This window comes from Labilibaculum filiforme, assembly GCF_002843315.1.
Classification (GTDB): domain Bacteria; phylum Bacteroidota; class Bacteroidia; order Bacteroidales; family Marinifilaceae; genus Labilibaculum; species Labilibaculum filiforme.
The window spans coordinates 140,833-153,267 of the sequence record NZ_MVDD01000001.1 but is presented as its reverse complement, the minus strand read 5'-3'; the positions used below and the strand labels follow the sequence as shown (position 1 = coordinate 153,267).

The window sequence follows — 12,435 nt, the reverse complement described above, 5'->3', positions numbered from 1 at the left end:
TAAAACAAACTATGCATTTTTATCGTTTTCTTTTTTTTATTGCCATTTTCATTAGTCTGGTTTCCTGCGATAAAGAGGAGCAGTTTACCACCGATCCTAATTTTAGATTGTCATTTTCTACAGATACATTAGATTTCGAAGCTCTATTTACTGGATTTGGTTCTACTACCAAACAAGTAAAGGTGAAGAATACTTCCTCCAATAAAGTTATTATCTCCCATTTATACCTGCAAAATTCGGAGTCAGCTTATCGATTAAATGTAAATGGAATTCAGTCGAACGATTTGATGGATATTACACTGGATGCGAAAGACAGTCTGTTTATTTTCGTGGAGGTTGATCTTCAAGCAAAAAATGAGGATGCTCCACGTATGATGGAAGATCACTTGGTGTTTGCAGTAAATGGCAATTTGCAGGGAGTGGTTTTAAAGACTGTTGCGCAAGATGTTTACGTAATTGATACAGATATTCAAGAAAATGTTATTTGGACCGCAAATCGGCCTTATTTGCTTACAGAGTCTGTTTGGTTGGACAAAGGAATCGACCTTATTGTAGATAAAGGAGCACGGGTTTATTTTAAAAAGAATGTGGCACTGCATGTGAAAGGGAATTTAGAGGTGACGGGAAGTTTTCATCAACCTGTTTATTTCGGTAGTTCTCGATTGGATGAATCGTATAAAAATATTCCCGGTCAATGGAATGGAATTTATTTTTACGACGAAAGCACTACTAGTTACCTTAGTCATTTTATCCTCGAAAACGGCATTAGTGGTTTGAATTTTACCAAAAGCAAATTGGATAAGAATCCTGTAAGGATAGAGTACGGAGTCATAAGAAATTTTACAGGGAATGGATTACAAGCTTCTAATTCCAACATTACTGCTCATGATATGCTAATAACTAATTGTGGCGAGGAATGTGTTCTTTTAAAGGGAGAGGGCTCCTATCAGCTAGTTCATTCTACACTATACAATTCTTGGTTTTTTTCAGCCCGATCGGCGCCCATAATCTCCTATAATGGCAATAGTGAAGATGGTCTAATTATTAGGAATTGCATAGTAGAGGGAAATAGACTCAATGAATTGGATGCAGAGCAAGCAGAAACTGTTTTGTTGCAGCATTCTCTTCTAAAATTAGGCAATTCGGCTCAAACTACTTTTGCATCCTCTTTAAACGAATGTTTATTTAATGAAGATCCGGCTTTTATCAATGTGAACGAATTTGATTTTAATTTAAGTGAGCAATCACCAGTTATAAATAAAGGAAGTGCCGCATATATAGCGACTTGTATTTTCGATTTGGCCGGTAATCGCAGGGATCAAGATGTTGCACCAGATATGGGTTGTTACGAATTTTTTGAAACAGAATAGAATGAAACGTATCGTGCCACTAATGATCGGTTTGTTGTTTTGCGTGAATTTTACTTTTGCACAAACGGTAATCGATGGATCGGAAGAGGGAAAACGAGGCGATTTTAGACTGATGTTCTATAATGTGGAAAATTTGTTCGATTGTTTTGATGATAGTCTCACTTTAGATAATGAATTTCTCCCAATGGGAGAGAGAAACTGGACGTGGGAAAAATATCAGAAAAAAAGCCAAAAAATTGCGAAGGTGATATTGGCAGCAGGAGGATGGGAGTTCCCCGATTTAATCGGACTTTGCGAGGTTGAGAATAGATTTGTTTTGGATGGTTTATTTAAAATTGGATATTTAAACAACACAGGATATCAAATTATTCATCGCGAATCGCCGGATAGAAGAGGAATTGATGTTGCTTTAATTTATCAGCCAGAAACTTTTCACCCAATTGACACCTCTTTTCTTCCTTTAATTTACGAGGGAGATAGCATCTCTACCACTCGTGAAATACTATACGTAAAAGGCAAAACAAATACCGACGATACTTTACATGTATTTGTTAATCATTGGCCATCGCGTTGGGGAGGCCAGTTAGAATCTGAAGAGAAACGGATTGGTGCAGCAAAGTTGGTAAAAAAGAAAGTCTCCGAAGTTTTCGAGGTTCATGCGAACGCATTGGTCGTAATTATGGGCGATTTCAATGATTATCCGGATAACCGATCCTTACAAATAGAATTAAATGCTTTAGCACCAAAAAATGAGTTTTGCACGAATAAATTGTACAATTTGGCTTATCCTTATTTAAATAAAACAGGAATAGGAAGTCATAAATATCAGGCGAAATGGGGAATGCTCGATCAATTTATTGTATCGGGAGCTTTGCTTAATAAATCAGGTGTTTTGTATTGCGATCCTGAAAATATGAGTCTTTTTAAACCTGATTTTTTATTGGAAACCGATCGTACTTATTTTGGACAAAAGCCTTTTCGAAGTTTTGTAGGCTATAAGTTTAACGATGGTTTTAGCGACCATTTGCCTATTATTCTTGATTTATGGAGAAAATAAAAATGGCTGCAGATATAATTCCACAGCCATTTTTTTTTAGTTTATTTATTCTGCAGCAATAATATCTGCAAGATTTTTTTCGTATAATTTTCCACCTGTTTTTGGATCAAAATTGGAACTTGGACCTGAAATACAACCACCTTCACAAGCCATAACTTCAATAAAGTTACCACTGGTTTTACCTGTTTTGGCAAATGCTTTCAGCATGTTTATCTTCTTTTTATCAAGTCCATTTACAATAACCGGTTTAATGTTAACGTAAGGCTTAAGTTCAAGAACCGATTGTGCTACACCACCACTTGCTGCGTAAGCTCTACCATGATTAAGAATGCTTTTGTCCAGATTAATAGCGTTCTCTATTTCCATTTCTACTTTCCAACCTTTAAAAAGGGCCGATAATTCCTCAAAAGTCATTACGTAATCCACATTAGGATCATTCATTCCTTCGCGACGTTTGGCAATACATGGCCCAATAAATACAATTTTTGCATTAGGATGTTTTTCGCGGGCAATTTCAGCAGCATAATACATCGGGCTCTTAGTGGTCGAAACGTATTTTTTCATTTCAGGAATGTGCTTGTCAACTGCCGAAACGTATGCTGGACAACAAGATGTGGTCATGAATGGAGCTTTAGCTTCCAAACGTTCCAATAATTCATCTGCTTCTTTTACGGTAGTAATATTGGCACCTTTAGCAACTTCCATTACATGAGTAAAACCAAGTTTTTTAATGCCTCCCAATACATTTTCGGTACTCGTACGAAATTGTCCAATAATAGCAGGAGCAACAATAGCAATTGTTTCCTGTTTTTCATTTTTAATCGATTTCATCACATCAATAATCTGCGAGTTCTCCATAATAGAACCAAAAGGACAAGCAGTAATACATTTACCACAATCAATGCATTTTTCATCATCTATGCGTTCAATGCCATATTCATCTTTTGTGATTGCTCCAACCGGACAAGCATTTTCGCAAGGAACAGGCATAAATATAATGGAATGGTAAGGGCATACACTCATGCAAATACCACAATTGATACATGTTTTTGGATTAATTTGAGCTTGGCCGTTTGCGTTCCAGCTAATGGATTCTTTCGGGCAATTCATCATGCATGGATGAGCCACACAACCTTTACAAAGATTGGTTACGATGTAGCTATTCTTTACACAAGAGGTACAAGCTTCATCAACAACCGTTAATATTTTATTAATTGGGTTTTCTCTTAGGAGAGCTTCTTCGGCGTAGGAAGCCAATGTTTTAAGCTCATCGGTATATTCATCCAAATCGAAACCTAAAAGAGGAATCAATTTTTCTTTTATAATTACACGTTCTTTAAAAATACAGCAACGATCCGAGTTTGAGTTCCGACGTGGAGCCATTTCAAGAGGGATTCTATCTAATCCTTCAATTAACTTGTTTTCATTAAAAAGATCTGCCATTCTTGCTAAAAGATCTCTTCTGATAATCATTGTATTATCAACGTATGCCATTCTAAATTAATTTATGTACGCATTGGTTACTAGTTTTTTCAGCGTGCAAAAATAGATATTATTGTTTGATTTTATGGTGCTATTTTAGAAAGCACCTGTTTTTTTGTCAAAAAAAAAACCTTTGGGGTAAGCCAAAGGTTCATTTTTACTGGTTTTTTTTAATGGGCTCAAGCCCTAATTCTTTTCCTTTTTTCAGCATAAATTCATAAGCCGCATCATGTTCGTTGGGAATAACACCATCGAGTATGGCTTCTTTTATTGCCATTTTAATATCACCAATCATTCTACAGGGCGATAAATTAAAAATTTCAATAATTTCCTGTCCATCAATCGGTGGTTGAAAATTGCGCACCGAATCTTTTTCCTCTACTTCCTTAAGTTTCCTTCTAACTAGTTGAAAGTTATCCAGAAATTTCTTTACTTTTTCTTCATTCTTTGAAGTGATATCGGCTTCGCAAAGTTTCATTAATTCATCCACATCATCGCCGGCATCAAATAGCAATCTACGAATAGCCGAGTCGGTAACTACTTCTTGAGCCAATACAATAGGGCGCATATGAAGTAATACCATTTTTTGAACAAATTTCATTTTTTCGTTCAAGGGTAATTTCATTTTTTTAAAAATGCCAGGAATCATTTTTTCTCCAATAAAATTGTGAGCATGAAAAGTCCAACCGATTCCATTCACAAATCTTTTTGTATTTGGTTTGGCAATATCGTGCAGTAGAGCAGCCCATCGTAACCAAAGATTATTCGAATTGGGAGTTAATTGATCTAGTACTTCAAGGGTATGGTAAAAATTATCTTTATGGCTGATTCCATTTTTAGTTTCCCGGCCTTTTAATCGAACAAATTCGGGAAATATTAACCTTAATAAACCCGTCTCATCTAATAGTTTAAAGCCAATAGAAGGTTTTTCGGAAAGAATAATTTTATTTAATTCTTCAATAATTCTTTCTTTGGAAATAATAGCTATGCGCTCTCTATTGTTGCGAATGGCTGCAAGAGTTTCTTTTGATATGGTGAAGTTAAGTTGTGTTGCAAAACGGATCGCTCTCATCATCCGTAAAGGATCGTCAGAGAAAGTAATCATTGGTTCCATGGGCGTTTTAATGATTTTACTTTTTAAATCATTAATGCCATTAAATGGATCCAGTAATTCACCAAAATTATCGTGGTGTAAGCTAAGCGCTAGCGCATTAATTGTAAAATCTCTTCTTTTTTGATCGTCGTCTAAAGTTCCATCTTCCACAATTGGATTTCTGGAATCCCGGTTGTAAGATTCTTTTCGGGCACCTACAAACTCTATCTCTAAATCTTTGTATTTAAGCATTGCAGTCCCAAAGTTTTTAAAAACGGAAACTTTGGATACTCCGGCTTCCTTTGCTACTTTTTGAGCTAGATCAATACCACTGCCAATAACTACAATATCAATATCTTTTGATTCTCGTTGTAAAAATAAATCTCTTACAAAACCTCCAATGACATAACTTTCAAGATTTTCGCGGGTTACAATTTTGGAGATAATGGAAAATATAGGGTGTTTTAAATGTTCTTTCACTTTACTTTTTTTCAAACAGTTTTTTTCTAATGGATAGGCATTAGGAGTATTAATTGACAATTCCTGAGTCCTTTTCGCTGACAAAATTACAATTATTTAAATAGAATCTATAAAAATAAGAAGATTTTGAATTTGGCATATAAATTGTAAGATGTAAATATGTATATTTATACATGTAAAGTGATTGTATTATTTTAATAAGAAAAGTTATGGTAGAACATTTAACAGTAGAAACATTTAAAGCGAAAGTATTCGATTTCGAACAAAATAAAGATTGGAAATTTGAAGGAGATAGACCTTGTTTGGTTGATTTTTATGCAGAGTGGTGTGGACCTTGTAAAACAGTAGCTCCTATTTTAGAAGAGTTAAAAGAAGAGTATGGCGACAATTTGGATATTTACAAAATTGATACGGAAAAGGAACGTGAATTAGCTGCAATGTTTGGAATTCAGAGTATTCCATCCTTGTTATTTATTCCTAAAGATGGTCAACCACAAATGTCGCAAGGTGCTATGTCTAAAGAATCATTTAAGCAGGCATTCTCTGAAGTTTTAGGAGTAGGAAAATAACATTAGTAAAGTTTAAAATTTTGTTAAAGCTCATCAATTATAAGGATGGTTATTAAAAAAATGTCATTTTTGTAGTGGAGTAAAAAACAAAAAGAAGTTGAATGAGGGGTTGTTCGGATAGTGGGTTACCTCTGTAAATGAATAAATATGAAACGTCCATGACAAGGGTGTTTTGACATACAGGGAGATGATTATTCCAGCATGGTAAGTTCCATATGGCAACTAAAAAACAAATTATAATCATATGAAACGTCCATGTACAAATCTTTCTACACACAGGGAGATGATTATTCCAGGATGGTAAGTTCCATATGGCAACTAAAAAACAAATTATAATCATATGAAAAAGATATTTTTTTTATTGGTGGTAACAATGCTAAGTCTGAATGGCTTTTCTCAAGCAACAAATGAAGTTATTCACTTGGATGACAATAGTTTTAAAGAAAAGATATTCGATTTTGAGAACAGTAAAGAATGGACTTTTAAAGGCGATAAGCCGGTAATAGTCGATTTTTATGCAACTTGGTGTGGACCCTGTAAAAGAGTTGCTCCAGTGCTGGAAGAACTTCAAAAAGAGTACGGTAATGACATTCAGATTTATAAAGTAGATACGGATAAATCTCCATCAGTTTCAAGTGCATTTGGAATAAGAAGTATTCCTAGTTTTTTGTTTATTCCAGCTAATGGAAAGCCAACAATGGCGCAGGGAGCTTTGCCAAAAGAAACTTTTGTAAAAGCTATTAAAGATGTTTTGGGTGTTAATGCTCCTGAATCAATTAAATAGGAATAAAAATAATAAAACTTACGTTTTAAAGAGAGTCGGCACTTAGCCGACTCTTTTGTTTTTGTACAATTTCCGATTACCTTTGACGCGAAATCACAGTGGGGTGCCTTAAATAACAGGCTGAGATCATACCCTTTAAACCTGATCCGGATAATGCCGGCGTAGGGAAAACTGCGAATTAACTTTTCGCCAATCTGATCTTATTACAACCTCATTGCAATATTTTATTAACCTTTTTAACTTATAAACAATGTTTACAAGAAAAATGAACTGTGTTTTACGCAGAGCTAGCGTGTTAATTTTATTGCAATTTGTATGTTTTGTCGGATTCTCTCAACTTACCCTAACAGGTAAGGTTACCGATAAAGCAGGGAAAGCACTTCCGGGTGCTACAATTGCAGTAAAAGGAACTTATTTAGGAACCGTTGCCAATTCGAATGGCGATTACAAGTTTCAGAATTTGAAAGAAGGAGACTACAGCTTTGTAGTTTCATTTTTGGGTTATCAAAGTGCACAAAAAGAAGTGAAGTTGAACAAGTCGGAACAAATTGATTTTACATTAGAAGCATCTGCCATTTTGGCTGGTGAGGTTTTGGTTGCGGCAACTCGAGCTGATTTTAAAACGCCAGTAGTTGTTACTAACGTAAGCAATGAAGAATTGTCAAAGAGAAATTTGGGACAAGATATTCCTATGCTTTTATCGATTACACCTTCATTTGTAACAACATCAGATGCTGGATCAGGTGTTGGTTATACTGGTTTTCGAATTCGTGGATCTGATGCCAATCGAATTAATGTAACCATTGATGGAATTCCATTGAATGATTCTGAATCGCATGGAGTTTATTGGGTGAATATGCCTGATTTTACTTCATCTTTAGATGACATTCAAATTCAGCGTGGTGTAGGAACATCAACTAGTGGTGCAGGTGCTTTTGGTGCTAGTATTAATATGCAAACTCAGAATGTGAATGCTCAACCTTATTCTGAAATTTCTAGTTCTGCAGGCTCATTTAATACATTCAAAAATACAGTTAAGTTAGGAACAGGACTTAAAAAAGGTTTCGCTTTTGATATGCGTTTATCAAAAATTACTTCTGATGGATTTATTGATCGAGCAAGTTCTAATTTGCAATCGGCTTATTTCTCGGCAGGTTATTATGGGGAAAGAACAAGTATAAAAGCCAATGTAATTGTTGGGAAAGAAAAAACATTTCAAGCTTGGAATGGGGTGCCTAAAGTTCGTTTAGAAAATGATGAAGCTGGTATGCAACGATATGCTGATCATTGGTTATTTAGTAGTCATGATGAGTCAATAAATATTGAGACTCTTGCACATATGAAAGCTTCTAATTCCAGAACTTATAATCAGTATACTTATAAAAATGAAACTGATAATTATTGGCAAAAGCATTATCGTTTGTTCTTAACACACTTATTTGCTAATAATGCAAAATTCAATATGGCCTTTCATTATACTCAAGGTGAAGGTTATTACGAGCAGTTTAAGAAAAATGATCCGTTGAATAAATATGGTTTGGCTCCAATTGTAATTGGATCAGAAACGATCGAAAAAATGGATATTATACGTCGTAAATGGTTAGATAATGATTTTTACGGAACTGTTTTCTCATTTTCTAAAAAGACAGATTTTGTAGATTTAGTTACTGGTGGTGGCTGGAATAAATATGAGGGTGACCATTTTGGAGAAATTCGTTGGATGAAGAATGCTGGTGATGTATTCTTAGGAGATAAGTACTACGACAACAATGGAACAAAAGAAGAGTACAATGCTTATGTGAAAGCAAATGTTTCTGTTGATAGTCATATTAGTTTGTATGCCGATATACAATTAAGAGGTATCGATTACAAAATAAAAGGGGTTGATGATAATTTAAATGCTGACAAAACTGCCTTTAGGGATATTACTCAGAAACATGATTTTTTATTTTTTAATCCTAAGTTAGGTTTGAATTATGAGATCAATGAGAGTCATCGTCTTTTCGTTTCCTTTGCAATAGCTAATCGCGAACCCAATAGAGGTAATTACATTGATACTAAAGATGGAAAAATTCCAACTAGTGAGCGTTTATATGATTATGAATTAACTTATAAATTTAACAAAGCTAATTTCTTACTCGAAGCCAATCTATTCTATATGGATTATAAGGATCAGTTGGTTTTAACAGGTGGTGTTGATGATGTTGGTTCTCCTCTAATGATGAATGTTGATAAGTCTTTTCGTAGGGGTATTGAGTTAAGTGCAGCAGCAAATATCACAAATTCATTTGCATGGAAAGGGAATGTATCTTTGAGTGAAAATAAGATCAATAACTTTACAGAAGGTGTTGAGAATTGGGATGAAGGAGGCAATACATTAACTAATTTAGGGGAAACTAATATTGCTTTTTCACCTAATGTAATTGCTAATTCAATTTTTTCTTATAATAAATCAGGTTTTGGCGTTCAGCTTATAGATCAATATGTGGGTAAGCAGTATATCGATAATTCATCGAGTAATGATAGAAGTTTAGATGCTTACACGGTATCGAATATGAACTTTTCGTATGAGTTTAAGCCTAAATTTGCAGAGAGTATAAAATTCAACTTTTTGGTTAATAATATATTTGATGCTGAGTACGAGTCGAATGCTTGGGTTTATTCATACATTACTGGAGGAGAGCGTTTTGATATGGATGGTTATTTTCCACAAGCAGGAATTAACTTTATGGCTGGTGTAACAGTAAGATTTTAAATAAATTTGTAGGGACACAACATCTTGTGTCCCTACAAAATATATCTCCAAAATATGAATTGGATACTTGATAATATCATCGAAATTATTGGAACCATTGCAGGTTTAATCTTCCTTTATTTGGAAATCAAACAAAATAAATGGTTGTGGCCGGTGGGGCTACTTACTTCGATAATGTATATTTATGTGTTTTTTGTGGCTAAGCTTTACGCGGATATGTCACTTCAATTCTACTATGTATTCATTAGTATTTATGGGTGGATTGTGTGGTCGAAAGGAACGACTAAAAAAGAACTTCCGGTAAGAAGATTATCCAAGGAATTGTTTTTGATTCTTTTTGGAGCAAGTATGCTTATTTACATTGCAATTTCCTTTGTGTTAGTTAATTATACCGATGGATCGATTCCTTATTGGGATGCTTTCACAACGGCATTAAGTATTGTGGCAACCTGGATGTTGGCACGTAAAATATTGGAACAATGGTTGGTTTGGGTAATTGTAAATGCAGTCTCTTTGGGCTTATATCTTTACAAAGGCTTGTATCCAACTTCTGTTCTTTTCTTTTTTTATACTGTTTTGGCAGTAGTTGGCTATGTGCAATGGAAAAAAGATATGCATTTTACCGAAGCAATTTCCCATGAATAATTACTTTTGTGCTTGGTAATATTCAAATTCTGAAAGATTTAGATTAAAAACATGCAAAAGAAAGCGGTAATTCTGGCTAATGGTTCATTTCCTACTCATAAAATTCCTTTACACGAATTAAAAACTTCAAAATACATTGTTTGTTGCGATGGCGCAATTAATAAATTAGATGAAGCAGGTTTCGAACCCTATGCAATTGTTGGTGATCTAGATTCTTTAAATCCTGAAATGAAATGGAAATATCGTGAGATTATTCACCATTTTGCCAATCAGGATACCAACGATTTAACCAAAGCCATTAATTGGTGTCTGGAAAACAAATTTTCTCAGGTTACTATTGTTGGTGCAACCGGACAACGCGACGATCATATGATAGGGAATGTATTTCTTCTGCCTGAATTTGCCAAAAAAATAAAGGTGAAAATGCTTACCAGTTACGGTTTTTTTACTCCCATTCTTCGTTCAAAAAATTTCGATAGTTATACCCGTCAGCAAGTCTCAATATTTTCCCCAAACCCGGAGACTCTTATCTCTACGGCCAATTTACGATATGCATTAACCGAGCAAAAGCTGGAAATGATGTATCAGGGAACCTTAAACGAATCGATGGGAGACAGTTTCCGAATTGAGTTCGACGGAGGACCATTAATTATTTATCAGGAATATTGAGATATCTGCATGATAAATAATTCTTTATTTTTTTGAAATTCTTTTAAAATGCTTTGTTAGGTTTTTGTAAGTATTTGATTGTTAAGATGATTTGCTTAATATGTGTTTCGGTATAAAGATCTGAAAATAAGCACACTGCAAATCGATCTAATATCTCACATCTAAAATCTAACGATTTTATTGCAAATGGAAAGCTGTTTTATAATATTCTTATACCATATATTCCTGTTTATCTTTGCCGAGCAAAAAACTAATAAAATCTATGAGAAAAATTAACTACCTACTACTTTTAATGCTTTTTTGTGTTGGCATTCCTACTGGTAAAGCGCAAGAGAAAAAACAAGATATTTCGGTGAAATTTGGCGGTTTTGCGCATTCATTATTCACTTACGATACACGTCAAACAGTTTGTGCCCGAGAGGGATTTATTCTATTATATCCAAAAGATGAACTTTTAGATGGAAGTGGAAAGGATATGAACCAAGGAGCTGTTTACAATATGGCTGTTATTCAGTCGCGTGTAAATGCAAAAATTAGTGGTCCCGAAATTTTAGGAGCAAAAACGAACGGCTTATTAGAGGCGGAATTTATTGGAAATGCAGAATCGGATGTGAATGGATTGCGTTTGCGTCATGCCTTTGTAAATTTAGATTGGGGAAAAACCTCCTTACTAATTGGGCAAACCTGGTCTCCTTTATTTGTGGATGAAGTATTTCCAGGAACTGTTGGAGCCAATGCTGGTTTACCATTCAAAGCCTTTGCTCGTAATCCGCAGTTGCGTTTAACACACAAAACAGGACATTGGAAATTATTAGCAGCTATTGCGTCGGAACGCGATTATACAAGCACCGGACCCGATGGGGCAAGTAATAAGTATTTAAGGAATTCGGGATTGCCTATTTTCCAAGCTTTGGTGCATTATTATGCAGGCAAACATCTATTGGGTCTTAGCGCCGAGTTTAAAAATATTAAACCATCGTTAACAAGTACAACAGGTACTGCATCAACTAATGATTTAATTAATTGGAAGAATGATGAAACACTTTCATCGTGGGCTGTAGTTGCTTCCTATAAGCTTAAATTACAGGAAATTACATTTAAGACACAAACTACCTATGGAACCAATTTAACAGATGTGTTAATGCTGGGTGGATATGCAGCGAAAAGTGTAAATACTATGACTAATGAGGCTAGTTATACAGGAATAAAAGTTTTAGGTACTTGGGCTGATGTTTCGTACAATAAAAATAATTTTGAGTTGGCATTACTTGCTGGATATTCGAAAAACATGGGTGCTGATGAGAAGGTTATTTCGAGTATGATTTATAGCCGAGGAAGTGATATTGGTGAGTTGTACCGGATCGCACCGCGTGCATCCAAGCGAATTGAAAATTTAAAATTAGAGTTAGAAGTTGAATATACTGCAGCTGCCTATGGTGATATTACCGAAAAAGCAGAAGTAGAGAATACCCATTGGGTTGGAAATACTCGTGTTTCTGTAGGAGTATATTATTTCTTTTAATAAAGATGA

Annotated in this window: 10 protein-coding genes and 1 riboswitch; of the genes, 8 read left to right on the top strand and 2 right to left on the bottom strand. The window is 34.8% G+C overall.

Annotated features, from left to right (window positions below; all coding sequences use genetic code 11):
- Positions 1–11 precede the first annotated feature (11 nt).
- Both BZG02_RS00645 and BZG02_RS00640 read left to right on the top strand, forming a co-directional pair.
- Complete coding sequence (locus BZG02_RS00645) at positions 12–1,370, top strand: choice-of-anchor Q domain-containing protein (RefSeq protein WP_101259480.1); 1,359 nt, start codon at positions 12–14, stop codon at positions 1,368–1,370.
- Between the two features lies 1 nt (position 1,371).
- On the top strand, positions 1,372–2,427 hold the full coding sequence (locus BZG02_RS00640; protein WP_101259479.1) for an endonuclease/exonuclease/phosphatase family protein: 1,056 nt from the start codon (positions 1,372–1,374) through the stop codon (positions 2,425–2,427).
- 45 nt (positions 2,428–2,472) lie between these two features.
- On the opposite strand, the gene BZG02_RS00635 is transcribed toward BZG02_RS00640, so the two are convergent.
- Both BZG02_RS00635 and BZG02_RS00630 read right to left on the bottom strand, forming a co-directional pair.
- Positions 2,473–3,921 carry a monomeric [FeFe] hydrogenase gene (locus BZG02_RS00635; protein WP_101259478.1) on the bottom strand — a complete coding sequence of 483 codons (1,449 nt, stop codon included), beginning with the start codon at positions 3,919–3,921 and terminating at the stop codon, positions 2,473–2,475.
- Positions 3,922–4,066: 145 nt separating this feature from the next.
- Positions 4,067–5,566 (bottom strand): CCA tRNA nucleotidyltransferase, encoded by a 1,500-nt coding sequence (locus BZG02_RS00630; RefSeq protein WP_245868039.1) that lies wholly within the window; start codon positions 5,564–5,566, stop codon positions 4,067–4,069.
- 125 nt (positions 5,567–5,691) lie between these two features.
- Here BZG02_RS00630 and trxA (BZG02_RS00625) point away from each other — a divergent pair, with 125 nt between their 5' ends.
- From trxA (BZG02_RS00625) to BZG02_RS00600, 6 genes are all read left to right on the top strand, one after another.
- On the top strand, positions 5,692–6,051 hold the full coding sequence (trxA, locus tag BZG02_RS00625; protein WP_101259477.1) for a thioredoxin: 360 nt from the start codon (positions 5,692–5,694) through the stop codon (positions 6,049–6,051).
- Positions 6,052–6,391: 340 nt separating this feature from the next.
- Positions 6,392–6,835 (top strand): thioredoxin, encoded by a 444-nt coding sequence (gene trxA, locus BZG02_RS00620; RefSeq protein WP_101259476.1) that lies wholly within the window; start codon positions 6,392–6,394, stop codon positions 6,833–6,835.
- Between the two features lie 90 nt (positions 6,836–6,925).
- Positions 6,926–7,022, top strand: a riboswitch (TPP riboswitch).
- A gap of 63 nt (positions 7,023–7,085) precedes the next feature.
- Complete coding sequence (locus BZG02_RS00615) at positions 7,086–9,590, top strand: TonB-dependent receptor (RefSeq protein ID WP_101259475.1); 2,505 nt, start codon at positions 7,086–7,088, stop codon at positions 9,588–9,590.
- 54 nt (positions 9,591–9,644) lie between these two features.
- On the top strand, positions 9,645–10,235 hold the full coding sequence (gene pnuC / locus BZG02_RS00610) for a nicotinamide riboside transporter PnuC (RefSeq protein ID WP_101259474.1): 591 nt from the start codon (positions 9,645–9,647) through the stop codon (positions 10,233–10,235).
- Positions 10,236–10,286: 51 nt separating this feature from the next.
- The gene (locus BZG02_RS00605) at positions 10,287–10,904 is read left to right on the top strand and encodes a thiamine diphosphokinase (RefSeq protein ID WP_101259473.1); all 618 of its coding nucleotides are present in this window, start codon (positions 10,287–10,289) and stop codon (positions 10,902–10,904) included.
- 262 nt (positions 10,905–11,166) lie between these two features.
- Positions 11,167–12,426 (top strand): hypothetical protein, encoded by a 1,260-nt coding sequence (locus BZG02_RS00600; RefSeq protein WP_101259472.1) that lies wholly within the window; start codon positions 11,167–11,169, stop codon positions 12,424–12,426.
- Positions 12,427–12,435: the final 9 nt, after the last annotated feature.

Excerpts from the sequence above, each read along its gene's own strand:
- BZG02_RS00615 (WP_101259475.1), top strand. The coding sequence starts at position 7,086 with ATGTTTACAAGAAAAATGAACTGTGTTTTACGCAGAGCTAGCGTGTTA.
- BZG02_RS00645 (WP_101259480.1), top strand. The coding sequence starts at position 12 with ATGCATTTTTATCGTTTTCTTTTTTTTATTGCCATTTTCATTAGTCTG.
- trxA (WP_101259477.1), top strand. The coding sequence starts at position 5,692 with ATGGTAGAACATTTAACAGTAGAAACATTTAAAGCGAAAGTATTCGAT.
- BZG02_RS00605 (WP_101259473.1), top strand. The coding sequence starts at position 10,287 with ATGCAAAAGAAAGCGGTAATTCTGGCTAATGGTTCATTTCCTACTCAT.
- BZG02_RS00635 (WP_101259478.1), bottom strand. The coding sequence starts at position 3,921 with ATGGCATACGTTGATAATACAATGATTATCAGAAGAGATCTTTTAGCA.
- pnuC (WP_101259474.1), top strand. The coding sequence starts at position 9,645 with ATGAATTGGATACTTGATAATATCATCGAAATTATTGGAACCATTGCA.
- BZG02_RS00600 (WP_101259472.1), top strand. The coding sequence starts at position 11,167 with ATGAGAAAAATTAACTACCTACTACTTTTAATGCTTTTTTGTGTTGGC.
- trxA (WP_101259476.1), top strand. The coding sequence starts at position 6,392 with ATGAAAAAGATATTTTTTTTATTGGTGGTAACAATGCTAAGTCTGAAT.
- BZG02_RS00640 (WP_101259479.1), top strand. The coding sequence starts at position 1,372 with ATGAAACGTATCGTGCCACTAATGATCGGTTTGTTGTTTTGCGTGAAT.